Source organism: Listeria aquatica, assembly GCF_014223975.1.
Lineage (GTDB): Bacteria > Bacillota > Bacilli > Lactobacillales > Listeriaceae > Listeria > Listeria aquatica.
The window spans coordinates 156,610-183,576 of sequence record NZ_JAARRM010000004.1 but is presented as its reverse complement, the minus strand read 5'-3'; the positions used below and the strand labels follow the sequence as shown (position 1 = coordinate 183,576).

The 26,967-nt window shown below is 42.2% G+C and carries 24 protein-coding genes; 1 reads left to right on the top strand and 23 read right to left on the bottom strand.

The window, feature by feature from the left end; genetic code table 11:
- Window positions 1–70: 70 nt before the first annotated feature.
- From ftsY to HB912_RS10580, 13 genes are all read right to left on the bottom strand, one after another.
- Window positions 71–1,066 (bottom strand): signal recognition particle-docking protein FtsY, encoded by a 996-nt coding sequence (gene ftsY, locus HB912_RS10640; protein WP_185374441.1) that lies wholly within the window; start codon window positions 1,064–1,066, stop codon window positions 71–73.
- Window positions 1,067–1,081: 15 nt separating this feature from the next.
- Window positions 1,082–4,642 carry a chromosome segregation protein SMC gene (gene smc / locus HB912_RS10635; protein WP_185374439.1) on the bottom strand — a complete coding sequence of 1,187 codons (3,561 nt, stop codon included), beginning with the start codon at window positions 4,640–4,642 and terminating at the stop codon, window positions 1,082–1,084.
- A gap of 21 nt (window positions 4,643–4,663) precedes the next feature.
- The gene (rnc, locus tag HB912_RS10630; protein WP_185374509.1) at window positions 4,664–5,353 is read right to left on the bottom strand and encodes a ribonuclease III; all 690 of its coding nucleotides are present in this window, start codon (window positions 5,351–5,353) and stop codon (window positions 4,664–4,666) included.
- A gap of 172 nt (window positions 5,354–5,525) precedes the next feature.
- Window positions 5,526–5,765, bottom strand: coding sequence for an acyl carrier protein (locus HB912_RS10625; RefSeq protein WP_036070454.1), 240 nt, complete (start codon window positions 5,763–5,765; stop codon window positions 5,526–5,528).
- 61 nt (window positions 5,766–5,826) lie between these two features.
- The gene (fabG, locus tag HB912_RS10620) at window positions 5,827–6,573 is read right to left on the bottom strand and encodes a 3-oxoacyl-[acyl-carrier-protein] reductase (protein WP_036070455.1); all 747 of its coding nucleotides are present in this window, start codon (window positions 6,571–6,573) and stop codon (window positions 5,827–5,829) included.
- Window positions 6,574–7,509, bottom strand: a complete 936-nt coding sequence (fabD, locus tag HB912_RS10615; RefSeq protein WP_185374437.1) for an ACP S-malonyltransferase — start codon at window positions 7,507–7,509, stop codon at window positions 6,574–6,576.
- Complete coding sequence (gene plsX, locus HB912_RS10610; protein ID WP_185374436.1) at window positions 7,506–8,513, bottom strand: phosphate acyltransferase PlsX; 1,008 nt, start codon at window positions 8,511–8,513, stop codon at window positions 7,506–7,508. The genes fabD and plsX overlap by 4 nt, the downstream gene beginning before the upstream one ends.
- Window positions 8,497–9,099, bottom strand: coding sequence for a transcription factor FapR (fapR, locus tag HB912_RS10605; RefSeq protein WP_185374434.1), 603 nt, complete (start codon window positions 9,097–9,099; stop codon window positions 8,497–8,499). Before fapR ends, plsX begins: the two co-directional genes overlap by 17 nt.
- 169 nt (window positions 9,100–9,268) lie before the next feature.
- Window positions 9,269–11,317, bottom strand: a complete 2,049-nt coding sequence (recG, locus tag HB912_RS10600) for an ATP-dependent DNA helicase RecG (protein WP_185374433.1) — start codon at window positions 11,315–11,317, stop codon at window positions 9,269–9,271.
- Window positions 11,310–12,200 (bottom strand): L-serine ammonia-lyase, iron-sulfur-dependent, subunit alpha, encoded by an 891-nt coding sequence (sdaAA, locus tag HB912_RS10595; RefSeq protein ID WP_185374431.1) that lies wholly within the window; start codon window positions 12,198–12,200, stop codon window positions 11,310–11,312. The genes recG and sdaAA overlap by 8 nt, the downstream gene beginning before the upstream one ends.
- An 18-nt stretch (window positions 12,201–12,218) precedes the next feature.
- A complete protein-coding gene (gene sdaAB, locus HB912_RS10590; protein ID WP_185374429.1) occupies window positions 12,219–12,881 on the bottom strand; it encodes an L-serine ammonia-lyase, iron-sulfur-dependent subunit beta in 663 nt (220 codons plus the stop codon).
- Window positions 12,882–12,917: 36 nt separating this feature from the next.
- Window positions 12,918–14,534: a DAK2 domain-containing protein gene (locus HB912_RS10585; protein WP_185374507.1), complete on the bottom strand. Its 1,617-nt coding sequence runs from the start codon at window positions 14,532–14,534 to the stop codon at window positions 12,918–12,920.
- Window positions 14,535–14,592: 58 nt separating this feature from the next.
- On the bottom strand, window positions 14,593–14,958 hold the full coding sequence (locus tag HB912_RS10580; protein ID WP_036070467.1) for an Asp23/Gls24 family envelope stress response protein: 366 nt from the start codon (window positions 14,956–14,958) through the stop codon (window positions 14,593–14,595).
- 297 nt (window positions 14,959–15,255) lie between these two features.
- Here HB912_RS10580 and rpmB point away from each other — a divergent pair, with 297 nt between their 5' ends.
- A complete protein-coding gene (gene rpmB / locus HB912_RS10575) occupies window positions 15,256–15,444 on the top strand; it encodes a 50S ribosomal protein L28 (RefSeq protein ID WP_036070470.1) in 189 nt (62 codons plus the stop codon).
- Between the two features lie 131 nt (window positions 15,445–15,575).
- Here rpmB and HB912_RS10570 read toward each other — a convergent pair whose 3' ends face one another.
- Genes HB912_RS10570 through coaBC form a run of 10 tightly spaced genes read right to left on the bottom strand, consistent with a single transcriptional unit; the run spans window position 15,576 to window position 26,859 of the window.
- On the bottom strand, window positions 15,576–15,911 hold the full coding sequence (locus HB912_RS10570) for a hypothetical protein (protein ID WP_185374427.1): 336 nt from the start codon (window positions 15,909–15,911) through the stop codon (window positions 15,576–15,578).
- A gap of 22 nt (window positions 15,912–15,933) precedes the next feature.
- Window positions 15,934–16,575, bottom strand: coding sequence for a thiamine diphosphokinase (locus HB912_RS10565; protein ID WP_185374425.1), 642 nt, complete (start codon window positions 16,573–16,575; stop codon window positions 15,934–15,936).
- 53 nt (window positions 16,576–16,628) lie between these two features.
- Window positions 16,629–17,285, bottom strand: coding sequence for a ribulose-phosphate 3-epimerase (rpe, locus tag HB912_RS10560; RefSeq protein ID WP_036070972.1), 657 nt, complete (start codon window positions 17,283–17,285; stop codon window positions 16,629–16,631).
- 2 nt (window positions 17,286–17,287) lie between these two features.
- Complete coding sequence (gene rsgA, locus HB912_RS10555) at window positions 17,288–18,160, bottom strand: ribosome small subunit-dependent GTPase A (protein ID WP_185374505.1); 873 nt, start codon at window positions 18,158–18,160, stop codon at window positions 17,288–17,290.
- 26 nt (window positions 18,161–18,186) lie between these two features.
- Entirely contained in the window at window positions 18,187–20,208 is a 2,022-nt protein-coding gene (gene pknB, locus HB912_RS10550; protein ID WP_185374423.1) for a Stk1 family PASTA domain-containing Ser/Thr kinase, read from the bottom strand.
- Entirely contained in the window at window positions 20,205–20,963 is a 759-nt protein-coding gene (locus tag HB912_RS10545; protein ID WP_185374421.1) for a Stp1/IreP family PP2C-type Ser/Thr phosphatase, read from the bottom strand. The genes pknB and HB912_RS10545 overlap by 4 nt, the downstream gene beginning before the upstream one ends.
- A 21-nt stretch (window positions 20,964–20,984) precedes the next feature.
- Window positions 20,985–22,310 carry a 16S rRNA (cytosine(967)-C(5))-methyltransferase RsmB gene (gene rsmB / locus HB912_RS10540; protein WP_185374419.1) on the bottom strand — a complete coding sequence of 442 codons (1,326 nt, stop codon included), beginning with the start codon at window positions 22,308–22,310 and terminating at the stop codon, window positions 20,985–20,987.
- The gene (gene fmt, locus HB912_RS10535; protein ID WP_185374417.1) at window positions 22,311–23,252 is read right to left on the bottom strand and encodes a methionyl-tRNA formyltransferase; all 942 of its coding nucleotides are present in this window, start codon (window positions 23,250–23,252) and stop codon (window positions 22,311–22,313) included. It lies immediately after the preceding gene.
- 10 nt (window positions 23,253–23,262) lie between these two features.
- Entirely contained in the window at window positions 23,263–25,656 is a 2,394-nt protein-coding gene (gene priA / locus HB912_RS10530) for a primosomal protein N' (protein ID WP_185374415.1), read from the bottom strand.
- Window positions 25,657–26,859, bottom strand: a complete 1,203-nt coding sequence (gene coaBC / locus HB912_RS10525) for a bifunctional phosphopantothenoylcysteine decarboxylase/phosphopantothenate--cysteine ligase CoaBC (RefSeq protein ID WP_185374413.1) — start codon at window positions 26,857–26,859, stop codon at window positions 25,657–25,659.
- Window positions 26,860–26,967: the final 108 nt, after the last annotated feature.

The following is a 26,967-nucleotide window of genomic DNA, read 5'->3' as shown; positions in this document are numbered from 1 at the left end:
AAGAATGTCAACCAGAAAAGGACTAGAACATCTTGAGAAACGCTACTTCCCTTTTGTTCTAGTCCTTTTATTATTTTTCTGCTTTTTGATCAATTAAATCAGCGAACAATCCATAAACATAATCAGTTGCATCAAATGGTTCGAGGTCATCTATTTTTTCACCGAGACCGACAAATTTCACTGGAATTTCTAATTCATTCCGAATCGCGATCACGATCCCACCTTTAGCAGTTCCATCAAGTTTTGTAAGTACAATCCCTGAAACGTCTGTCGCTTCTTTAAATTGTTTGGCTTGGACAAAAGCATTTTGCCCCGTTGTCGCATCTAAAACAAGCAGCACTTCATGTGGGGCATCTGGAATCTCGCGTGCGATTACACGTTTCACTTTTTCAAGCTCATTCATCAAATTCACTTTGTTTTGCAAGCGTCCAGCTGTATCACAAAGCAGAATATCGGCGCCTTTTGCTTTGGCTGATTGAACGGCATCAAAAACAACCGCAGCCGGATCGCCACCTTCTGCATGTTTGATGATGTCCACGCCAGCTCTTTCACTCCACACCTCTAGTTGATCAATTGCCCCCGCTCGGAAAGTATCGCCAGCCGCTAAAACGACTTTTTTTCCTTCAGATTTAAACTGGTGCGCAAGTTTGCCAATTGTTGTTGTCTTCCCAACACCGTTTACACCAACAAATAAGATAACCGTAAGCCCATTTTCTTGAATATTTAATACAGGTTCAGCATCACCTGCACCTTCGTAAATGGCCACAAGCTTCTCTACAATGACGCCTTCTACTTCTCTTGGATCGCTAATATTTCGCAATTTGACTTCTTGTTTGAGTTCGTCAATTAAGTCCATCACCGTTTCGAAGCCGACATCGGCACCAATAAGAGCTTCTTCAACATCTTCGAAGAAGTCTTCATCCACTTTACGATAACGAGCCATAATTTCATTTAGCTTCCCGGAAAAACTACTTCTTGTTTTCGTTAAACCTTCTTTATATTTCTCAGATTTTTCTTCGTTTTGTTGCCCTGTCATTTTATCTTTTAGTTTCTTGAAAAAAGTCATAGCGTTTGTTCTCCTTTATTTGATCAGTTCGGCTGTTTCTTCTAGTCTTACAGAAACTAATTTTGAAACACCGGATTCTTGCATCGTTACGCCATACAGTACATCTGCTTCTTCCATCGTACCTTTTCTATGTGTGATGACGATAAATTGTGTTGACTGTTCAAATTGCTTCAAATAACGGCTAAAGCGGACCACATTGGCTTCATCAAGCGCGGCTTCTACTTCATCCAGAATACAAAACGGTACTGGACGCACGCGAATAATCGCAAATAAGAGAGCAATCGCCGTTAGAGCACGCTCCCCGCCTGAACGAAGCGAGAGATTTTGTAATTTTTTCCCTGGCGGTTGGGCCACAATGTCAATTCCTGTTGTTAACAAGTCTTCTGGATTAAGAAGAACGAGTTCAGCTTTTCCGCCTCCGAATAATTCAGGGAATACTGCAGAAAATTCGTGTTTGATTGCTTCGAAGCTTTCACCGAAACGTTTTTTCACTTCTTCGTCCATTTCACCCATTACTTGGAATAGCGTTTCTTTAGCATTTAACAAGTCCTCTTGTTGTCCTTTTAAGAAATCAAACCGTTCTGAAATTCGGTCAAATTCCTCAATGGCTCCTAAATTGACAGTGCCAAGTTCATCAATCGAACGCTTCAAAAGACGTACTTTGCCTCGAAGTTCTTCTTCTGGCATTTCAGGAACTTTACGCGCTTTCGCCTCTTCTTTTGAAACCGCGTATGTTTCAAGCAAGCGATCCTCGCGATTTTTAGCGTCAACTTCTGCACGACCAATTTCAATTTCCGCTTGGTTTTTCTGTTCAAGGTAAAAACTTGCTTTATTGTTTTCTTCTGTGAGTTTTTCTTCTAGTTGCTTCACTTCGCTTTGCAAAGCGGAGCGTTCTTCATTTAACGTTTGAATTTTAAGCGCTGTTTCTTCTTTTTGAACGCGTAATTTTTCAATTTCACGAGAAGTTTCTTCAACCGAAGTAGACACATTCGTTAAATTATCTTGTAAAGCCTTAATTTTTGATTCTGCAGCTTCCTTTTCTTGATACTGCTCGAAAAGTGTAGCTTCTAAGCGTTCCACATCGTTTGTTGCCGTCTGTAACTGTTCTTTTTGAGCTGCCATCTTCACATTGAGGGCGGAAAGAACTTCTTCATCCGCTTTCTTCCTGCTACTTGCGGCTTTGCTTTCATCCGTCATTTGCTGGATCTTGCGGTCAAGGCTTTCAATTTTTTCTCCAAGTTGCAATTGATTTTCTGCGAGCTCTTCCTTGCGTTTCCAGAGTGTGTTCATTTCTTCTTCGCCAGATTTTTTTTCAGCATCATACAGTGATAATTGTTTATTGATCCGCTCAAAAGCTTCTAACTCACGCTCGTGTTTGCTTTTCACTTCGTGTTCGCGCATTCGCAAGTTCTCACCGATTTGGCGGGTTTCTTCAAGTTCACTTCGTTTATTGGCAAGCACTTCTTTGGCTTTTTTCACAGTTTCCTCGTATTGAGTCGTTTCTGTTTCAAGCGAAGCAAGTACTTTAGCCAGTTCATCCAGTTCGTTTTTTCGACTGATGATGGAAGATTTCCCCTGCTTCGTTGCGCCACCAGTCATTGAGCCTCCCGCGTTCACAACATCACCATCTAGCGTCACTACACGGAAGCGATAGTTCACAAGTTTTGCAAGCCTTGAAGCCCCGCGCAAATCCTTCGCTAGAATCGTTGTTCCGAGGGCATTTAAAATGACCGGTGCAAATTTTTCATCATACGAAACGACTTCGCTTGCAAGACTCACAAAAGCTGGTTCATTTCGAAGCGCATTACGTGTCGCTTCTGGTATATGACGTGGCTGAATCGTTGAAAGCGGCAAAAACGTCGCTCGACCAGCATGTGTTTTCTTCAAATATTGAATGGCTTCCCGTGCAGCTTGGTCGCTTTCAACAACCACATGTTGCGCACTTGCCGATAGAGCAATTTCCATCGCTTTCTGGTAATCAGCTGGAATTTGAATCAGTTCAACAAGAGCTCCGTGAATACCACCAAGTGTTTCTTTTGCCTTTAATACTTCACGAACGCCTTGGAAAAATCCTGCATAGTCATCTGCCAACTCACTAAGCGTCTCTTTACGCGACTTTGTTTGCTGTACTTTTTCATAATGACGATAAAGTTCTCGCTCCGCTCGTTCAAATTCACTTGTTTTCTGTTCAACAACTTGCTTAACATCCTGATAGATCCCAAGCTGTTCCTCAATTTCCGCATGAATCTCGTCAAGTTCCGCGCGCATCTTTTCAGTTCGCTTAGCTTGTTCCTCACGTGTTTTCAAATGTTCCCGGTTTTCATGATCAAGGCGAGCCGTTTTCGCTTCCTGTTGCGCGATTTCTCGTTCAACATAGCCAATATCGTTTCGAATGGTCGTTTCTTGGTATTTCAACTCAAACAAATCACTTTTCTGATTTTCAATGGCTTCCTCAGACAGCGCATCATAATGCTTAAGCTTTTCAAGAAGCTCATTTTTTTCACGCACCGAAACTTCATAAGCCGCTTCTTTTTCACGTTTTTCGTTAAGCAATTTCTCTTTTTCCGTTTCAAGCGTTGTAATTTTCTCAAGCGCTTGCGTGAGGGTTGCCTGCTGTATGCTCGCATTTTCACTCCCGTGCTTTTTCCGTTCAAGAACGAGGTTTCGTTCCCCTTCCAGTTGCTCGAGTCGCTCCGTTTCATGCAACAAATCATTCCGCATTTTTTCAAGCGTTTCATCTGTTTCAGCAATTTTTTCTTTTTTCGAGAAAGCGTCCCCTTCAAGGCTAGCGACATCTTTTCTAATTTCAACGAGAGCCGTTTGATTCTCCATAAATTTAGTTCGGCTTACTTCCAGTTTTTCAGCAATCGTCTCAAGTTCAAACGCAATCAAACCCACTTCATACTTTTCAAGCTCTTCTTGCTGGTAAAGATAATCTCTCGCAATCGAAGCTTGAATCTCAAGCGGTTCAAGCTGACCTTCTAGTTCGTGTAAAATGTCTTCTACACGATTCAAGTTTTCTTCCGTCTCAAGCAGCTTGTTTTCAGCTTGCTTCTTACGATTTTTGTATTTTAAAACGCCGGCTGCTTCTTCAAAAATAGAGCGCCGTTCCTCGGGTTTACTATTCAAAATTTCATCAATTTTCCCTTGTGAAATAATGGACATCGACTCTCTTCCAAGTCCAGAATCCATGAATAAATCCACAATATCTTTTAAACGGCAGGTTTGTTTATTGATCAAAAATTCGCTATCGCCATTTCGGTAAATTCGTCTTGTCACCACTACTTCACTATAATCAAGCGGCAAGTAGCGATCATCATTCGCAAGCACGAGCGATACTTCTGCAAAATTAATTGGTTTTCTTGAATCGCTTCCAGCAAAAATGACATCGCCCATTCGCCCACCACGAAGGCTCTTTGCAGATTGCTCGCCCAAAACCCAGCGGATCGCTTCAGTGATATTGCTTTTTCCGCTTCCGTTCGGTCCGACAACCGCTGTCATGCCAGGAACAAAATCAATTGCTACTTTATCTGCAAATGATTTAAATCCATTCATTTCCAGTCGTTTTAATAGCAAACTGCTTCTCTCCTTCCGTTCCTACTTATGCATCATCTGCCGAACTGCAAACTCCGCTGCATTTTGTTCGGCTTGTTTTTTCGTTCGCCCTGTTCCTTTTCCAAGAACTTGTCCATTCACTACTACTTGTGCTTCAAATGCACGACTATGTGCTGGACCACTTTCACCCAAAATGTCATATTGGATTAATACATCGCGATCGCGTTGAACAATTTCTTGAAGTTGTGTTTTGTAGTCTACTGTTTCCATAAAAATCCCTGTATCGATTTTTGGAAAAACGATACGTTCTAAAAATTGGATGACTTTTGCAAGCCCATTATCGAGATAAAGCGCTCCGATAAAAGCTTCAAAAACATCGGCAAGCAGAGCTGGCCGATTTCTACCACCCGCTTTTTCTTCTCCTTTTCCAAGTCGAACATATTTGGAAAAATGAACGCTGTCTGCAAATTCAACAAGGGATGGTTCACAGACGATAGCAGCACGCATTTTCGTCATTTGACCTTCCGCCATGTCCGGATACTTTTTAAATAAATAATCAGATACAGTTAACTCTAATACCGCATCTCCTAGAAATTCTAATCTTTCATTGTCTTTTAAATGTTCTTTACGATGTTCATTGACATAGGAAGAATGGGTAAACGCTGTTTGAAGCAACGTAATATCTTTAAAGGTAAAACCCACACTTTCTTGCAATTCATCCCAGTTATTCATGAACTTGTCCTCTCCCATTCCTATCAAGTTCATTTTCTAAACAGCTCCTTTTTAAAAGCTGCTTAGAAAATAAACCCTTTTCTTTGTAGAAAAAGAGGCTGCCAAATTGCTTCTCCTTCGCTTAAATGCTGGGGGGAGCAATCTAACACCCTCATTTATCTTTTCACTGAAATTATTGGTGTGCCTCTATGTACTTCACTGCGTCACCAACTGTAGAAAGTTTTTCAGCGTCGTCATCAGAGATTTCCATATCAAATTGGTCCTCAAGTTCCATTACAAGTTCAACAACGTCTAGAGAATCAGCTCCTAGATCGTCTTTGAAGGAAGCTTCCAAAGTTACTTTAGACGCTTCAACTCCTAAACGGTCGACAACGATATCAGTAACTTTTTCCAATACTTCTTGTTCTGTCATGGTTAACTTCACCTCCCTTCAAGTATTATATAAGAAAACATTCCGCGCGTAAACAATTAATTTACATGTTCATGCCGCCATCAACAGAAAGTACTTGTCCTGTAATATAACTAGCTTCATCACTAACAAGGAATAATACTGCATTTGCAATGTCTTCTGTCTTTCCGTAAGCATGAAGCGGAATTTGATCTAACATCATTTCTTTTGTTTTTTCATCCAGCTCATCTGTCATATCGGTTTGAATAAATCCTGGTGCAACGGCATTCACATTAATGCCACGCGGGGCCATTTCCCGAGCTGTTGTTTTCGTTAGCCCGATAACACCCGACTTGCTCGCCACATAGTTAGCTTGTCCGGCATTCCCAACAATCCCAACCACTGAAGCCATGTTCAAGATTTTTCCAGCGCGTTGTTTCATCATTGTGCGGCTCACTGCTTTTGTACAAAGGAAAGTACCTTTTAAATTGATGTTAATCACATCATCCCACTCGTCTTCTTTCATGCGCATCAAAAGATTATCACGAGTAATTCCAGCGTTATTGACCAAGATGTCAATTTGTCCAAAACGACTTACCACTTCTTTAAAAAAGGCATCAACATCTTCTGGACTTGAAACATCTGCTTTCATAGCTTCAGCTTCTACGCCAAATTCACTTACAAGATCAAGTGTTTCTTTTGCAGCGTCGGCACGCCCACCGTAGTTAAAAAAGATGTTTGCCCCTTCTTCAGCCAGTTTTAACACTATCTCGCGGCCAATGCCGCGCGATCCACCCGTTACGACCGCAACTTTTCCACTAAGTTTGCCCATTTAGTTTCCTCCTTTAAGTTCCGTAATAACTTCTTCTAAGCTTGAAACGTCTGATGCATTTAAAACTTTCACATCGCGATCAATTTTTTTGATTAAACCCGCTGTTACTTTACCAGCTCCAATTTCAACGAAAGTATCCACACCTTGCTGAATTAGTTCGCGAATCGACTGCTCAAAACGAACTGGAGAATAAATTTGACGCACTAGCTTGCTTTCAAGTTCATTCTTATCAGTTAAAAGAGCCGCATCGACGTTATTAATAACAGGAATCGAGCCATCAAGAATCGTCACGGTTTTTAGCACATCAGCAAACTTTTCAGCTGCTGGCTTCATTAACTCGGAGTGAAACGGTCCACTAACAGCGAGTGGCATCACACGTTTTGCTCCTTTTTCTTTGAGTGCTTCTGTTGCCTTTTCAATGCCTTCTTTTGATCCCGAAATAACAATTTGCCCTGGGCAGTTATAATTTGCAATTTGAACAGGTAGATCAATCGATGCCGTCACATTTTCAATCGTTTCTGCGTCCAATCCAAGTACAGCAGCCATTGCACCAGCCCCGTCAGGAACCGCCGCTTCCATCAATTTCCCGCGCTCATGTACAAGATAAACTGCATCTGCTGCTGTTAAAAAGTTCGCAGCAACTAATGCGCTGTATTCGCCAAGACTATGTCCAATCGCAAAATCAGCTTTAATCCCAGCTCCTTCAAGCACGTTCAAAATTGCAGTGCTAGTTGCGACAAGCGCAGGTTGTGCATTTTCAGATTTTGTTAGCAATTCTTGTGGACCATCTGTGATTAATTCTGTAAGCGAAAACCCGAGTTTCTCGTCTGCTTGGTCAAAAACAGCTTTTGCTTCAGGATATTTCTCGCTCACATCCTGTCCCATTCCCACTTTTTGAGAACCTTGGCCAGGAAATACGAAAGCTAGCTTGTTCATACTGTTTCTCCTCCTAATTTCCCTTGGTCAATTTCTGATTTTATCGTTTCGACCATTTGTTTTTGAATCATATCGCGTGCTTGACGGATAGTTGTAAAAATCCCGTGAGCGTTTGATGAGCCGTGTGCTTTGATCACAGGAGCTTGCACGCCGAAAAGACAAGCGCCGCCATATTCGCTGTAATCCATTTTAGCTCGGAGTGCAAGTAAATCTTTTTTCAGCACACCCGCCGCGAGTTTATTCTTAAAGCTATTCATCAAGCTCATTTTAAGCATCGAGAAAAAGGCAGCTCCCGTTCCTTCTAAGCTTTTTAAAACCATGTTTCCAGTGAAGCCGTCAGTAACAACCACGTCCGCTACATCCATCAGTAAATCTCTTGATTCAATATTTCCAACAAAATGGTAAGCCGTTTGTTCTTTCATCAGTTCAAACGCTTTTTTTGTCAAATCATTTCCCTTGGTTTCTTCTGTGCCAATATTCAAGAGTCCAATGCGTGGACGATCAATTTTCCGCACTTTTTCCGCATAGATCGAACCCATCAAGCCAAATTGCAATAAATGTTCAGCTTTAGCATCTGAATTTGCCCCGAGATCGAGCATCACAAAACCTTTTCCGCTAATCGTTGGAAGCGTCGGTGCAAGCGCTGGACGTTCAATTCCTTTGATTCTCCCAATAACAAATAAACCGGTCGACATGAGCGCTCCTGTATTTCCAGCAGAAATACAAGCATCTGCTTCCCCGTCTTTAACTGCCGTTGCCGCAAGAACCATAGATGCATTTTTCTTGCGTTTTACAGCACGAACCGGTTCATCATCACTTTCTATTTTTTCATCTGTATGTACAATTGTGACACGCGTTTTATCCGTTAAATGCTCTAAAATCGCTTCTTCTTTCCCAAATAGAATAAACTCGACATCTTTAAATTGCTTAGCGGCTTCCATAACTCCCAGAACGATTTCTTTTGGTGCATTGTCACCGCCCATGGCATCAATTGCTATTTTCATTTTCGTCAGTCCTTTTTACTTTTTCTGTGGCATGATACATTTCAAACTTGCCTTTTAAAACGACTTCATCGCCAACGTAACTTCGCACATCTACAATCGTAATTGCCCGTTCGCCAGTTTGCTTCCGAACAAGTGCTTTTGAAACCACTCGTTCATTAAGTTTGACTTGACGAACAAAACGGACCGTCGCTTGGGTAGTCAGTGCAAGCTCGTTTGGAATAACCGCTGTTGCAAGCGAATTCGCTTGTGCAAACAAATGGTGACCCCGCGCGATATGATTTCGTTTGAAAACATGTTCTTCTTTTACATCAAAAATCGAAATGGCACTTTCATTCAGCTTGATGTCAATAATTTCACCAATCACTTCTTCAAGCGGTAGACTTTTAACCGAATCAGTGAAATTTTCGCTTGCAACGTGTTTGATTCGTTCTCGCAGCTCGGGAATCGAAAGAGCAACGCGATCAAGCCGCACAGTTTGTACGCTGACGTTAAATGCCTTCGCTAGTTCGTCATCTGTAATAAATGGATTGGCATCGATGACTTCCTGTAATTTGGCTTGTCGCTCCTTCTTCGGATACTTTTTCATTCGAATTCCTCATCTCTTTTGATTGATGCTCCTAATACCTACTACTAAATTTAAGCTAAAAAAACGGGATTGGAAAAACCAATCGATTTCCTCACCCAATCTGGTTGCTTTTTAAGTTTACGCTAATATGTTATATAAAAAGTGAGCAGCTTGCAAGTTTTTTCCGTTTTTAGTCCAATTTTTCCTCGCTAAAAACGCCTAATGATTCAAGTAGATTTCGCAGTTGCTTGTACCTTGGTTCATTCATAAAATCTTCTTCAAAAATCAGTTTAGCCGCATCTTGACGTGCTAGTTCAAGCACCCGGTAATCGTGCACCATATCCGCCACTTTAAATTCAGGAATGCCGCTTTGCTTTTTCCCGAAAAAGTCGCCAGGTCCGCGAAGCTCCAAATCGCGCTCACTTAACGCAAAGCCATCGTTTGTCTCCGTCATAATTGTCATGCGTTCTTTGCCGACTTCTGTTTTGGGATCTGCAATCAAAATACAGTAAGATTGATGACTGCCACGACCCACACGTCCACGAAGCTGATGAAGTTGTGACAAACCAAACCGGTCCGCATCATAAATTACCATCATCGTTGCATTCGGCACATTGACCCCAACCTCAACAACTGTTGTCGAAACCAAACAGTCAATCTTGCCGTCATTAAACTCGCGCATGAGTTCCTCTTTTTCTGTTGGAAGTAATCTGCCATGCATGAGTCCAGGTGTGTATTTTCCTTTCCATTTACCAAGCAAAATATTGTAAAAATCAACCGCATTTTGCACATCTAGCTTCTCCGATTCTTCAATGAGTGGACAAATCACGTAAACTTGACGACCTTGTTCAATTTCTTTTTCCATAAACGAAATCACTCGGTCGAGCATTTCGTGCTTCACCCAGAAAGTCTCAATTTCCTTTCGTCCTGCTGGAAGTTCATCGATAATGGACACATCCATTTCTCCAAAAGCCGTAATGGCAAGTGTTCTTGGAATTGGAGTTGCCGTCATGAAAAGCACATCGGGATATTCACCTTTTTCACGCAAAAAGCGGCGCTGGTTGACGCCAAACCGGTGTTGTTCATCGGTTATCACAAGGCCAAGACGTTTGAAAACAACATCGTCTTGAATAAGCGCATGGGTTCCAATCAACACATCAAGCTCCCCTGCCTCAAGCATAGCTAGGAGTTCTCGTCTTTTCTTACCTTTTACACTGCTTGTTAAAAGTCCAACTGTAATACCAAAAGGTTCAAGTAGTTCAAAAAGCGAGTCCGCATGTTGCTCCGCCAAAATTTCAGTTGGCACCATTAAAGCACTTTGAAACCCACTTGTTGCCGCCGCAAACATGGCAATGCTTGCCACAACCGTTTTTCCAGAACCCACATCTCCTTGAAGCAAACGATTCATGTGGAAATGCGATTTCATATCTCCACTGATTTCATTCACCACTCGTTTTTGCGCATTTGTAAGCGGGAAAGGGAGCGAATCAATATAGCTTCGTAATTCCTTCACATCATAGTCGATCGAAACCCCGCCCGATCGCTCTCGTTCAATTTTGCGGAAAAACTGCATCTTCATTTGAAACAGTAAAAATTCTTCATAAACCATACGCCTACGCGCTTGTTTTAATTCCGTCTCACTTTTTGGAAAATGCAAGCTTTTAACAGCATCTACGCGAGAAATTAATTTATACTTTTGCAAGAACTCCTCAGGAATGACTTCTTCAATTTGATTCCCGTAAAGCTCGAAAGCTTGCTTTGTATATTTCAAAATCGTCTTATTACGCAAATTTCCTTTTAGGCGATAAACGCCTTCAAAGTTTTCCTCCTGCGCTTTTAGTCCCGCATGAAATTTACTGGCTGTAATTTGAGCACGGTTTTGATCCCATTTTCCGGAAATAGTCACCTCACTATTTAATTCCACTTTATTCTTCAAATAAGGCTGATTGAAAAAATCAATCTTTAAAACTTGTCCATTTGCTGACAAGCGAAAAGATAGTTTCGATTTTTTTCGACCGTAGTAAGAAACCGTCGGCTCCGTCAAAACTTCACCAAATACCGTAATTCGTTCTCCATTTTCCACTTCCGTTAAATCACGCATCCGGTAATCTTCATAGCGATAAGGAAAATTCCAAAGCAAGTCATAAATCGTTTCAATGCCGAGCTCCTTGAATGCTTTAGCCATTTCCTCGCCAATCCCTTTAAGCGTCGTAAGTGGAAGGCTATTTAAATTATTCACCAATGCCGTCTGGCGACAATCCAAAGATCTTCGCTTGAATCATACGTCCCGTTGGCGTTGCCGCAAGTCCTCCTTCAGCTGTTTCTCTTAAACTACTCGGCATTTGGAGTCCAACACGGTGCATCGCTTCAATAACTTCATCGCAAGGAATTCGGCTTTTAATGCCAGCAAGTGCCATGTCTGCCGAAATAATTGCTTGTGAAGAACCTAGAGCATTTCGTTTCACACAAGGCACTTCAACAAGACCTGCAACAGGGTCACATACAAGCCCCAACATATTTTTCATCGTCATCGCCATCGCGTGTGCCGACTGTTCAGGCGTTCCATGAGCCGCTTCAACAACTGCCGCTGAAGCCATTGCACTCGCTGACCCTACTTCTGCTTGACACCCGCCCGCAGCGCCACTGATAAAAGCATTATTAGCCACAACATAGCCAAACGCTCCTGCTGTAAATAAGAAGTTAACCATTTCTTCCCGCGAAAGACCAAGCTTATCTTTAACGGCAAACAAAACGCCGGGAACGACACCCGCGCTTCCTGCTGTAGGAGTTGCGCAAATAACACCCATTGCAGCGTTCACTTCATTCGTCGCAATCGCTTTTTGAACAGACCGGAGCAAAACTTCCCCCGACAAAAATTGACCTTTTTCAATATAGTCATTCATTAAAACAGCGTCTCCGCCAGTTAATCCAGTTGTTGACTCAACGCCTGCTTCGCCTTGTTTGATCGCCTCTTCCATGACATCAAGATTTCGTTCCATCGCCTCAAAAACTTCTTCACGTGATTTACCGGAAACACCCATTTCACGTTCAATCATGATTTCCGAAACAGCTTTATTCTCACGTTCTGCGATATCGACTAGTTCTGCGACTGTACGAAACATAACTTTCATCCTCCTAAATTAAATAATAATGCTCGCTACCTGGAAAACGCCGTCTAATTTTGCAATTTCATCGAGCAGATCTTGTTCAACAAGTTGGTCGACTTCGATGACCATGAGCGCATCGTCACCTTTCACTTTCCGAGAAACCTTCATCGCGCCAATGTTAATTTCATGATTCGCGATAATTTTTGTCGTACTCGCGATTAAACCAAATTTATCTTCATGCAAGACAAGAAGTGCTGGAGCCGTCCCTGTGAATTCAAGTTCAAATTCATTCAAACGAATGATTTCCACTTTCCCCCCGCCAATAGACGCTCCGACAAGTGTCATTTGTTTCATTCCATTTTTAAGAACCAGTTTGACAGTATTTGGATGAGGGGCTTCTTCTGTTTCTTCGATGAATTGAATGTGCATTCCCGCTTCACTTGCTAATTCTGCAGCATTTTTAATCCTAGGATCGTCTGGCTCAAAGCCAAGCAAACCGCCAATTAATGCCACATCCGTTCCGTGTCCCTTATAAGTTTTCGCAAACGAGCCATATAAATGAATATCGACTTGAGCTGGCTGCTCGCCAAAGACACTTCTTGCAATCGAACCAATTCGACTGGCCCCCGCCGTGTGCGAACTGGACGGTCCGATCATAACTGGACCAATGACGTCGAAAACACTATTAAATTTCATCTCTTACCACCCTTTCCTCATCCTCATTTTCTCCTTTTATTCCACTGAAAAGATATACGGATAGACAGGCTGACCACCGTCATGAAGTTCAAACTGAGCATCAGGGAATGCCTCTACAAGCGCGTCACAAAGTTGCTCTGCATCCTCTTTAGAAGTGCCTTCTCCGTAAAGCACGGTTACAATCTCACTCTCTTCATCAAGCATCGCTTCTAGCGTTTTTTGCGCTGCATCTTGAAGGGCTTTTTCACTGAATTTAATTTTACCAGCCACCATGCCGATAAATTCATCTTTATGAATTTCAACCCCATCAATCGTCGTATCACGAACAGCCGTTGTCACAGATCCACTTGTCACATCTTGAATCGCCTCTGTCATCGCTCCTGTATTTTCAGCAAATGACGTTTGCGGTTGATAAATTAGCATAGCAGCAAGTCCTTCTGGAATCGTCTTCGTTGGAATGACTTGCACCGTTTCTTCACCAAGTACCGCTCCCGCTTGATTTGCTGCCATCAAGATATTTTTATTGTTTGGCAAAACAAAAACTTGCTCTGCGTTGACTTCCTCAATAGCCTTTACGATATCTTCCGTGCTTGGATTCATTGTTTGCCCGCCTGAAAGAACTTTCGCACCCATACTTTCAAATAGTTGCTTTGTTCCTTCACCAGCAGCTACTGCGACAACTCCAACAGCTACCCGCTCAGTTTTTACTTCTTCAGGCTTCGCGATAATCGCATCGTGCTGTTCTCGCATATTTTCAACCTTCATTTTAATCAAGCTACCAAATTCTTGCCCATAATTGAAAACATCGCCTGGGTGCTCTGTATGAACATGGACTTTAGCGACTTCATCATCCGCAACAACAAGAAGTGAATCTCCCATTGTGCTTAAATGCTCGCGAAATTCCGACTCATTAAATTTCTTTTGACCCGCTTTATTTTCATTAATACGCACCATAATCTCTGTGCAATAACCATATTTTATATCATCTGTTGACATGAAATCTTGGACATGTTTGTGATGCTCGGCGGTTACAAGTTCACTCATAGATAGCATATAATCTGGAATTTCCATATTTCCTGTAAGTGCACCATAAAAGCCTTCATAGATAATAATCAAACCTTGTCCACCACTATCAACTACTCCAACTTCTTTTAAAACTGGAAGCTGCTCGGGTGTTTTTTGTAAGGCTTCTCTACCTTTTTCAAGAATTCCATGCATCACCATTTCAATCGTTGCATTTTCCTTTTTTGCTGCTTCAATACCTGCTTTTGCAGCTTCGCGAGCAACGGTAAGGATCGTCCCTTCAACAGGCTTCATAACAGCCTTGTAAGCTGTCTCTACGCCCTTTACAAATCCGCCAGCAAAATCAACTACAGAAAGCGTTTCTTTGCCTTCTACAGCTTTTGAAAAACCGCGAAACAGTTGAGACAAAATCACGCCTGAGTTTCCTCGTGCACCCATCAAAAGTCCTTTTGCAAGATTCGCACTAACAGCTCCTGCATGTGTTCTTTCGTTTGTTTTGACTTCTTCTGCGCCACTTGTCATCGATAAATTCATATTCGTTCCCGTATCTCCATCTGGAACTGGAAACACATTTAATGAATCCACGAAATCTGCATTTTTCGTTAAATTTTCAGCACCAAGTGCAATCATTGTCGCCCATTTTTCACCGTTTAACTGATAAGTAGTATCCAAATTTCATAAACCTCCCTTAATCCTCGTCCAAAACTTTAACGCCTTGAACAAAGATATTTACAGAGTCAACTGTAAGTCCAAGTGTTTTTTCAAGCGTATATTTTACGCGTTCCTGAACATTATGTGCTACTTCAGAGATTTTTGTTCCAAACCGGACGATAATATACATATCAATGTGAAGTCCATTTTCTTCTTTGCGAACAATGACACCTTTTGTATAGTTTTCACGTCGTAAAATTTCCGTTAAGCCATCACGAATTTGATGGCGACTTGCCATACCGACAATTCCAAAGTTTTCTTCCGCTGCCCCGCCAGCAATGGTCGCAATCACATCATCCGTAATCGCTACTTTGCCGTGCTTCGTTTCTATTTCAAGTGACATTAAATTTCCTCCTTGAAATCAGTTCCATTAACTGATTTAGTCTGCTTCGAAAGCGTTTAGTTTCCTTATCAGCCTCTATTTTACTATAATCCCCAAACGATTGAAAGCCTCTCTTCCCGAGGTTCATTCTTTCTTTTAGTGTCAAGTAAAAAATCTTTGCAGCAATTTCGCATAAGTCCTTGCAAGAAATGAATTTCTATGATAAATTATTCTAGTGTATGAAAATAACCGTAAAGATGCTCTTTAGATTTTCTTTCTGAAACATCTTTGAGAAGTTTGGTATAAGGAGGGGTTATAATGGCTAAAGAATGTGTGATTACAGGTCGTAAATCTCGTTCTGGTAACCGTCGTTCCCACGCGATGAATTCAAGCAAACGTACATGGAAAGCGAACTTGCAAAAAGTCCGTATCCTCGTAGATGGAAAACCTAAAAAAGTTTGGGTTTCAACTCGTGCGCTTAAATCTGGTAAAGTAGAACGTGTTTAAAAGATAGGAATGCAGCGGAGCCTCGTTGCATTTTTTCTTTGCTTAAAAATGACAAAAGAAAAAATCGGGTAGCTTGCCAAAATCGCCTTCAGCGCTTTCGCTTGAAGGTGGTTTAGCTTTACCCGATTTTTTTATGGTTTAAATTCTGGTTCAGAAGCCTTTCCGAGAAGCCCACAGATGACCATAAACATTCCCGCAAAAATATGAACAAAAATAAAGGACGGAATTCCACTTACGAAAATGATTGGAATCGCGATCTTGAATTTTTTTTGCACGAGAAATGAGTAGCCTACGACAAATCCAATAATAAAAACGAGGCTTGCAATTGTCATAATCATCACAGGAACTTTCAAATTTTCCGAGTAATTGGCAGAAAAGGCATTTCTCACAGTAAAAATTTGGACAACTAAACTAAAAATAATGCCCAGTCCACCAGAAATGAGTGACCAGGTATACTTACTTTTCAAAATGAGCCTCGCCCCTTTCCTGTTAGTCTTTACTTTGAATCATCAAAATAAGCCCAGAATCAAACGAAAACGTTCCAGAATCTTGGAGAAATTCATTACTCGAAAGCGCCCTTGCAAATGGGAACGTCGCATTTTGAAGCGGATATTTAAATCCCGTAAGCGTGAGCCCCGTTACATTTTCCATCGTAATAAACGCAGCATAGCGCATTTCTTGTAGTTTCTGAATTTCATGATGACCTGGTAAATACATTTTCATCCAATTATAGCAATCAATAATTTCAACAAGCGGAACCGCCTGCCTAAATTCCGGTTTCGTAAGCATCATCAAATTGGCTAACAAATGATCCATCCGACCACCTGTTGCTCCAAAAATCCGAATTACATCCGGTTTCTCTTCCATGGCAGCCATTAAGCCAATTTCCGTATCCGTCAAATCCTTTTCAGCAGGAAACTCCGTCACATCTCGCACTCGTTGCTTTAGTTGCGTAAGCTCCTCCGCTGATAGCGAATCAAAGTCGCCCAGTGCCTTTTTCATTGGAATATCGAATTCAAGAAGACGCTTTGCACCGCCATCAATACCAATCCATTCAGCATCCGCCAAGTAAGAATCAAGCGGTGGAACGAGTTCCACCGGTCCCCCTACCATAATGTGTATTGCTTTCAAATCCCCAACCCCTTTTACGGCCAAAAAGTCTTATCTAGCCTTTTTTCCTGCTACTATTCTCCAACGACTTGGCGCAGTTTATCGACTGGAATCGAGCGATCGGGATTTCCGTAAATATAACTTCCTGCAACAAAAATATTAGCACCCGCTTCAAGGCACAATTTAGCCGTTTCTTCATTGACGCCACCATCGACTTCAATGTCAATTTCGTATCCACGTTCAGCGATGTAGGCTTTAAAAGCAGCAATTTTATTCAGAACTTCCGGTATAAAGCTTTGACCTCCAAATCCGGGGTTTACTGTCATAAACAGCACCATGTCAAGCTCATCTAACACATGGAAAAGCGTATCAATCGGTGTAGCCGGATTTAAAACAGCAGAAGCTTTCACATCAAAAGAACGAATGTGTTGTAAGGTGCGGTGCAGGTGCGGACAAGTTTCCACGTGAACGGAAATTACGTCTGCACCAGCTTTTGCAAATTGCGGAATATAGGCATCCGGATCTTCAATCATCAAATGCACATCCAGAGGTAGCTTCGTTCGTGGACGAATCGCTTTTACCACATCTGGTCCAAAAGTTAGATTTGGAACAAAATGTCCATCCATCACATCCACATGCAAATAGTCAGCCCCAAGATCCTCAACTTCTTTAATATCTCGTTCTAAATTCGCAAAGTCAGCGCTCAAAATTGAAGGTGCAATTTTTCCCATTTTCAATACCTCGGCTTTCTATTTTTTAGTTCCGTCAAAATTTGTAAATAATCTTCATAACGAAAACGCGCAATTTCATTTTCAGCAACCGCTGTTTTCACAGCACAAGCAGGTTCATTTTCATGTAGACAACCACGAAACTTGCAGCCCGTTCGCCTGTCTTCAATTTCTGGAAAACAAAACTGCAAATTTCCAGGGGAAAGATCGTCGTAGTCAATCGAACTAAACCCAGGCGTATCCGCAATGAAACCATCGCCAATTGGAAGGAGCTCAACATGTCGCGTCGTATGCCTCCCGCGTCCAAGCGCATTCGAGATTTCCGCCGTACTAAGCGTCAATTCAGGATTGAGTTGATTGAGCAAAGTTGATTTTCCAACACCAGACTGGCCAGCGATCACAGCAACCCGGCCGTTTACAAGCTCAAGTAACGCTTCTTGGCTAACTTGTTCGTTAGTCAAAAAGATTTCATAGCCGGCCGCCTCATAAACTTCTTTCACTTCTTTCACTACCTCTTGTTCGCTCTTTGAGGCGATATCCATCTTACTGATACAAATAACCGGTGTGATATCTTCTTTTTCAATCGCAACAAGAAAGCGATCCGCTAAATTCGTCGAAAAGGACGGTTCCGTAGCTGAAAAAACCAAAATGGCAATGTCGATATTCGCAATTGGCGGGCGAACCAATTCGTTTTCACGTGGCAAGATTTCTAAAATATAGCCGTCGGTTGTGTTATCAGCTTGAAACTCCACATCATCACCGACAAGCGGCGTTAGCTTTCGCTTTCTAAAGTTCCCCCGTGCTCTTGTTTGATACGTCTTCCCGTCGCTGTAAACGTAATAAAATCCACTCAGTGCCTTAATAATTTGACCTTTCAGTACGAAAACCTCCTTTTTTCAGCTTATTAACCCGGATAAGCAACCGTTTCTTCGCTGACTACAGAGCCATTATTTAACACTTTATAACTCGCACTTGAACCTTCTTCAATTTCAAAAGAAATGGTGACATTCGTATTTTGCGTAATGTCCATTTCCCGGTAAGGTGAGGACATGCTATGATTCTTATCTTCGATGTAGATCACAATATGCTGTGGTTCAGGGGAAGGCTCTTCCTCATTTGAATCACTATCTGAATTCTCTTCATCTGCTTGATAAGGAATTTGCAAAGTTTTAGTCACCTTTTTAACTTGCTTTTCTTTAGGTCCTTTCGACAAAACAACATTAATCGTCGCTCCACTACTTACACTAGAACCCGCGGAAGGACTTTGAGAAATCACTTGTCCTTTTTCGACAGAATCCGAATATTCCTCAGTCGATTTAATAGTAATCCCATTGGACGATGCGTAATCATCAAGCGCCCTTTGATTGTAGCCACGCAGATCTTTCAGCGTGATCGGCGGAGCTCCTTTACTAACAGTGAAGTTTATGCTCGTCTCTTTTGCTATCACTTCTGTTCCAGCAGAAGGATCTTGCGAGATAATCTTCCCAGCTTCAACCGAACTACTGTATTCTTCATCCTTAGTAATGGATTTAAACCCTTGTTCTTCAAGCGTTTTCTTCGTTTCCTCATAATTCTCACCACTATAGTCTTCAAGCGAGATTTTTTTCGATCCGATACTGATATAAAGCGTGACTTTCGTGCCCTTCGCTTTTTCTTCGCCCGCTTTCGGATCAGAACTAATCACGCGCCCTTCCTTGACTGAGTCGCTGTTGCGCTCCACCGTTCGGCCAATTGAAAACCCGTCTTTTTGTAAAATTGATAGGGCTTCCGCTTCCGTTTTCCCAAGAACATCCGGCATCGTTAAATCATCCGGTCCGCGACCAATTGCCCAAAGTGTCGTAATTAGACCCGCAAAAAGGAGAATAATCACCAAAATGATCCAAAATGCTTTTTTCTTCTTACTTTTTTTCTTTTTACTTTTCTTTGACTCCTCTATGTTCGCCGAGTCTCCCTCGTCAGACACAACTTGTTCAGCTTGGTTATCCGTGTTTTCCGGGACAAGCGTTTCATCCAAATTCCGAGCAGCCACTTTTGAGGGAATGATCGGAACCGTTTTCGTATCTCCCTCATCTGTCTTCAAAATATACTTGGGTTCATTCAGCCGATCAGGATCCAAACAAGTTCGCAAATCTGCTTCCATCTCTTCAGCTGATTGATAGCGAGCAAATGGATCTTTCGCTGTAGCCTTGATAATGATATTTTCAAGACTTTGTGGGATATCCGGATTCGTTTTTCGTACAGAAGGAATCTGAGCTTGCAAATGTTTGATGGCAATTGAAACAGCCGATTCCCCGTCGTAAGGAACTTCGCCACTTAAAAGCTCATACATGACGATTCCAAGTGAGTAGACATCTGATTTTTGTGTTGCCATTCCACCGCGCGCTTGCTCAGGTGACAAATAGTGCACAGAGCCAAGGAGCGAATTAGTTTGCGTAATTGATGTTTCAGAAAGTGCCATCGCGATACCAAAATCGGTAATTTTCACAATGCCTTTTTGGTCGATCAAAATATTCTGTGGTTTAATATCTCGGTGAATAATATGACGCTCATGCGCTGCAGAAACAGCCGATACAATTTGCCGCATAATATCAACCGCTTTTTCAAACGAAATCGGATGATTTTCTTGAATATAGCGTTTTAAATCCATACCATCCACATATTCCATCACAATATAATGCAAGTCATTTTCATCCCCGACATCATAGATGCTCACAATATTAGGATGATCTAAACTCGTCGCTGATTGCGCTTCGCGTTGGAACCTTCGAATCAAGTTGCTTTCATCGGTTAAGTCAATTCTTAAAATCTTAACCGCCACATCGCGATTCAAAATCATGTCATGCGCCAGAAAAACATTTGCCATTCCGCCGCCGCCAATCGGACTTAAAATCTTATAGCGTCCATTCAAACGTTTACCGATCATCATCTTTTCGTCTCTCCCCCTTCTTTAAGATTTCTAGTTAGGAGAAGAACTGTAATATTATCTTTGCCCCCATTAGCGTTTGCTTTTGCAATAAAAGCATCTGCCTTTTCGCTTAGCGTACGCTCACTTAAAAGCACCTGCTCCATTTCCGTTTCGGGAATCATATTGCTGAGGCCATCCGAACAAAGCAGAAGAATATCGCTCGCTTCAAATGGAACAGCAAACGTATCCGTTTCAACACTACCTTCAACACCAAGCGCACGTAGTAAAATATTTTTACGCGGATGATTTTCCGCATCTTCTTTTGAAATCTCACCTTTTCTTAGCAGCTCGTTTACAAGCGAATGATCTTCTGTAATTTGCTGCAACCGTTCACGATTCAAAAGATAAGCACGACTGTCGCCAACGTTTGCAATCACAACTTGACTGCGTGTAAAAACAGCAGCAACAAGCGTCGTTCCCATTCCCTTTAAGTCAGATTCTTCACGAGCATAAGCCACAATTTCCTGATTGATCTTTTGAATGGTTTCACGGAACCAGTCTTCCACATCAGGTGCATATAGAAATTCCTCCGTTTTTTTCCAAGCCTCACTGAGTAAGCGCACAGCCATTTCAGAGGCCACATCACCTGCACGGTGTCCGCCCATTCCATCCGCTACAATCACAATAGGATTGCCCGTTTGATTATGGAAAACTCCGCCATTATCTTCATTATGATGTCTGATTTTTCCTTTGTCGGTTCTAAATTCTACGTGCATAATCTGCTTTTCTCTCCATTCTTAAGGACGTCTTTTGAAACTAGAAACATAAAAACCGTCGCTTCCAAAATCAGTTGGTAAAACTTGCAAGTCATCGCCCGTTTTCAAGTGCCTCAATGTTTCCGGGACCGTAACAGAAAGTTGTTCAAATTCCGGATGCTTCTCCAAAAAGGCCGTCACCACCCCACGATTTTCTTCTTGATCAATCGTGCAGGTACTATAAACTAATATACCATTTTCTTTAACAAGTTGGCTAACTTCATCTAAAATATCCAGCTGAATTTTGGACAGCCTCAAGATGTCTTCTTCTCGCTTAGTATATTTAATATCAGGCTTTCGTCGCAAAACACCAAATCCCGAGCACGGTGCATCCACAAGTACACGATCAAAACTCGCCGCATCAAACTCTTCGCCTGCTTTTCTAGCATCAAGCTCATGCGCACGAATATTTAAAAGACTAAGCCTACTTGCGGCTTGCTCAATTAATTTAGTTTTATGACGATGAATATCAAGCGCCGTTACCGTACCTGTCCCGTGCATTCTTTCAGCAATATGCGTCGTTTTCCCGCCTGGTGCTGCACAAGCGTCAAGCACATGTAAGTCATCTGTCAGCTCAAGTGCATAAGCCACAAGCATCGAACTTTCATCTTGGATTGAGCATTTTCCATTTCGAAATGCAGCTGTGTCTGCCACGCTACCATGTTTAATTCGAATCGCTTCCGCAATCTCAGGAGACGGTTCCGCCTCTATTCCTTCTTTTTGAAGATCAGAAAGAAGAGCCTTACGCGTTGTCTCTGTTTCATTTACCCGAACCGTTTGATGTGGCGGGATAAGGAAAGCGGCCGCGATTTCTTCCGCTTGCGCGGCACCAAATTGGTCAATCCAACGACGCGCTAAAAAGTCAGGCAAGCTCCCCCTAACGGCTAGTTTTTTCACGGGGTCTTGTATCTCATCTGGATTTTTCACACCTTCTCGAAGCAAATTTCGCAAAACACCATTCACAAAATTAGTTATCCCCGCATGCCCTTTGCGCTTCGCAATCTCACCAGCTTCATGCAAAACGGCATGTTCTGGGATCTTATCCAGAAACTCTAATTGATAAACCGAAAGTCTTAAAAGCATCTGCACCCAGTCTTCCGGCTTTTTCTTCAAAAAAGGGTCTAAAAAATAATCCAAAGTAATAGTTCGCTGTAACGTTCCGTAAACAAGTTCCGTAAGTAACGCCTTATCTTCACGCTTCAGTGGATATTTTTTCAAAGTTTCATTAATCAAAAGATGACTATAAGAACCTTGTTTTTCAATTTTCAAAAGCAATTCCAGTGCGAGCTCACGTGTCGTTTTTTTCATTTATTCACCAAACCTCGTTTCTTCGCTCATCTGTCTTCCAGCCCCTTGCATAAATGCCGCCGTTTCCATTTTGGGTTTTCCTGTCGGCTGAATGACATCCGGTGCGATCACGCCTCCATCCCCGCAAACAATCCCAAATGCTGATTTAGTAAGAAGAAGAAAACTTCCCGGTTTCAGCTTGCTCGTCTGTTCGGACAAATGTGCCTTTGAAATTTTAAAGGGCTTCCCTTCAAGCGTTGTATAAGCCGTTGGAAAAGGGGAAAGACCACGTATTTGATTGAACACATCGCGAGCAGGCCGCCCCCAATCAATTTTTTCTTGTTCACGTGTAATATTTCGTGCATAACTCACCTCAGACTCTTGTTGCGGGATCGCCGTGAACTCCCCAGCAAAAAAGGCAGGTAAAGTTTCCATCAAAAGTGTTGCCCCAACTTCTGAAAGTTTTTGGAACATCACTCCTGTGTCATCTTGATCCGTAATCGGGATCTTGCGCTGAGCAATCATATCTCCTGCATCAAGTTGCTCCACCATATACATAATCGTAACACCCGTTTCTTTTTCCCCGTTCATCACTGCATAATGAATCGGCGCCCCACCTCTATAAGCAGGAAGAAGTGAAGCATGCACATTAATCGCTCCATATTTTTCCGCTTCAAGTAAACGCTTCGGTAAAATTTGACCGTACGCTGCAGTTACAAGTAAATCCGCTTGTAAATCGATAAGCGTTTCAAGTGCTTCCGACTGCCGTAATTTTTCTGGTTGAAAAACAGGAAGTCCGAGTTCTTCTGCCTTCTTTTTCACAGGCGGAGGTGTTAAAACTCGTTTTCTTCCAACTGGGCGGTCAGGTTGCGTGACAACCGCTACCACCTCGTATTTATTTGCCAGTTGTTCAAGAACAGGGACTGCAAAATCCGGTGTTCCCATAAAAATGATTCGTTTCATGTTTGACCTCCTACATTAAAACATATGGCTGAACATCAATTGAAATCGTGAGTCCTTTAGCCTGTTCTTTTTGATAATGATCGAGCAGTGTTTTTAGTTCTTTTTTTAATTCAGGTTCAACTTTATATTTAATCATGCACTGATAGCGATACTTATTATTAATACGGCTAATCGTACTAGGCACAGGACCAAGTATCAAAGACTTCTCAGTTAATTTTGTTTGTAAATAGCGACTCATTTCTTGAATTGTTTGAATGACTTTTCGTTCATTTTGATCGCTTACGCTAATCAAAGTTAAATAATAAAATGGTGGATATTCCCCTCGTTTTCGCATTCTCATTTCATGTTGATAAAATCCTAAGTAGTCATGTTCTTTTGCAAAACGAATACTGTAGTGTTCAGGCGCATAACTTTGAACAACAACTTCGCCTGGTAGCTCGTGCCTTCCAGCTCGTCCACTTACTTGTGTGAGTAGTTGAAAAGTCCGTTCTGCCGCTCTAAAATCGGGTAAAAATAACATCGTATCGGCATTTAGCACCCCAACCAGTGTGATATTCGGAAAATCAAGTCCTTTTGCAATCATTTGTGTTCCAAGTAAAATATCTGCCTCTTGGTTTTTAAATCGAGTTAATAATTTTTCATGTGCACCTTTTGTCCGTGTAGTATCAACATCCATTCGAATAATCCGCGCTTCTGGAATCAACTTAGTGAGGCTCTCTTCAATTTTTTGAGTTCCCGTTCCGAAATAGCGAATATGTTCACTCCCGCAAGAAGGACAATTTGAAGGGACTTGCTCTTCATGACCGCAGTAGTGACATTTCATCCTGTTCCCAGTTTGATGATAAGTTAGAGAAATGTCACAGTTTGGGCATTCCATTACAAAACCGCAATCGCGACACATGACAAAAGAGGCGTATCCACGCTTATTAAGCAAAAGCACAACTTGTTCTTTTCTTTCGATTCGTTCTTTTATTTTTTCAAGCAAATCCACCGAAAATTCCGTGCGGTTTTCACTGCGCAATTCTTCTCGCATATCCACCACTTCAACTTTCGGTAACACTTGTTGATTAATGCGTTCTGGCAGTTCTAGTAAGGTGTAAACCTCTTTTTGAGCTCGAGCAAAAGACTCAAGCGAAGGTGTGGCGCTGCCGAGCACAACCGGACAACCGTAACGCTTTGCCCGCCAAATCGCGACATCGCGAGCATGATAGCGCGGATTTTCTTCTTGTTTATAGCTTGATTCATGTTCTTCGTCAATAATGATAATGCCAATATTTTCAAACGGCGCAAAAATCGCTGAACGAGCACCCACTGCCACTTTTGCTTCTCCTCGTTCAATTTTACGCCACTCATCATATTTTTCGCCGTGTGAAAGCGCGCTATGCAGCACAGCCACTTCTTCACCAAAACGACTTTTAAATCGCTCTACCATTTGCGGCGTAAGCGAAATTTCTGGAACAAGCACAATCGCTTCTTTTCCTTGTTCGAGAACTTCCGCAATGGATTGCAAGTAAATCTCTGTTTTCCCGCTCCCCGTCACCCCATGCAGTAGAAAGGTTTCAGCACTTCGGGCCGCAAGAATGGCATCAAGCGCTTTTTGCTGCGCCGGCAAAAGAGCAAGCGGCTCACTTTGTTCAAACTGTCTTCCTTTATAGGGATCACGCCCAACTACTTGTTCCGTAATCCGAATAAGCCCCTCTTTTTCAAGGCTCGTAACCGTACTTGCTGAAGCCTTCGTTTTTTCCCGAAGCTCAGAAAGCGGTAAAGTGGCATTTGTTTGCTCGGCAAGAAAAAGTAGAACGCGCGCTTTAGCTTTTGCGTTTTTAGGAAGGTCTTGAATAGCTTCATCCATCCGTTCCACGCTCGCAAGTCGTTCCACAACTTTTGCTTTTTTCTTCACGGCCTTATTTTTCACTTCATAAGCGATTTCAATTTCGCCATCATGTAAGTAACGTTTTAACGCAGGAAGCAATTCGTTTTGTTCTGCCTTTTTGAAATCGAGCGTCTCTGCCCCTTCAAATAAAGCTTCAAGCTCCTCGTCACTTTCGTCAAGTCGAATAAAATACTTTTCATATTTTGCTCGGAGTGCAGCAGGTAGCATTGCTTGATAAACCGAAACACGGAAAGAAAGGGTCTCAGCAGCTATCCAGTCTCCAAGTTCTAGCAATTCTTGATTAAGTACGGGTACAATATCCATCGCAGCATCAATGGTCTTTAACTTATCTGTATCTGCTTCACCTTGGATTGCAACAACAAATCCCTGTACCTTTCGGTTGCCGAAAGGTACAGAAACACGCGTCCCTACTTGAACAATTTCTAAAAGTTCTGTTGGAATCAAATAGTCAAACGGGCGATCAACTTGTCTAGCCGGAACATCGACGATGACTTTGGCTACTTGGTTCATTTAAGTACGCCCCAATTTTCTTGCAAGTTTTTCCGTGATTTTTTCCGCAACCTCACGTTTTTCTAAAAGTGGCAGTTCTTCTTTGCTTCCGTCTGCTCCATAAATCGTCACGATATTTGTATCTCCTTCAAAGCCTGCTCCTTCTCGTGAGACATCATTTGCTACAATGTAATCGGCATTTTTCGCTTCTAGCTTCCGAAGTGCGTTTTCCTCCACATTCTCTGTTTCAGCAGCAAAGCCAAACACTACCTGATTAGCCCGCTTCGTTTTTCCAACCTCAGCTAAGATATCTTTCGTTCGTTTCATTTCAAACGTTTTATCGCCCGGCGTTTTTTTCATTTTTTGCTCAGAAACATGAGCTGGCGTATAATCCGCAACAGCGGCTGCCATCACAAAAGCGTCTTGCTTGTCCGCTCTTTCCATCACCGCCTGGTACATATCTTCTGCTGAATCAACAGCAACGACTTCCACTTGATCTGGGAGTAGCGGATTTTTAACAGCGGTCACAACTGTTACATGAGCCCCTCGCAACAAGGCCTGTTCAGCGACTTGAAAGCCCATTTTTCCGCTCGATCGATTGGTTAAATACCGAACTGGATCGATTTTTTCGCGAGTAGCTCCAGCTGTTACGAGGACACGTTTACCAAATAAACTTTTCTCTTCTTCTTGAAAAAAGTGGTGGATGTGGTTTACGATTTTTTCTGGTTCTTCAAGCCGCCCTCTTCCGACATAACCACACGCAAGGTAGCCTTCTTCTGGCTCGATAAAGCGCACGCCATCCCGGTATAGACGCTCGATATTTCGAACAACTGCTGGGTGCCTCATCATATGCACATTCATAGCAGGAGCTACCCACACAGGGGCTTCCGTTGCAAGAATGGTTGTTGTGACCATATCGTCAGCAATGCCATTCGCCATTTTCCCAATGACATTGGCGGTAGCTGGTGCAACGATAACAAGATCCGCCCAATCCGCTAAATCAATGTGCGCAACAACGGCAGGATCTTTTTCATCAAATGTATCTGTATAGACATCATTTCTGGATAAAACTTGAAAAGAAAGCGGTGGAACAAATTCCTGTGCGTGACGTGTCATCATCACTTTTACATTGGCACCTGCTTGCGTGAGTTTACTCGTTAGCGCTACTGCTTTATAAACTGCAATGCCGCCAGACACTGCAAGTAGAATATTTTTTCCGTTCATGTTTTCCACCCCTCTAGCACAAAAGTTTACTGTTATTATAACATGATTCAGCCAAAGAAAAACGAAACAAATTTCCCCAAAGATAAAGGAAAACTCCACATGCAATCT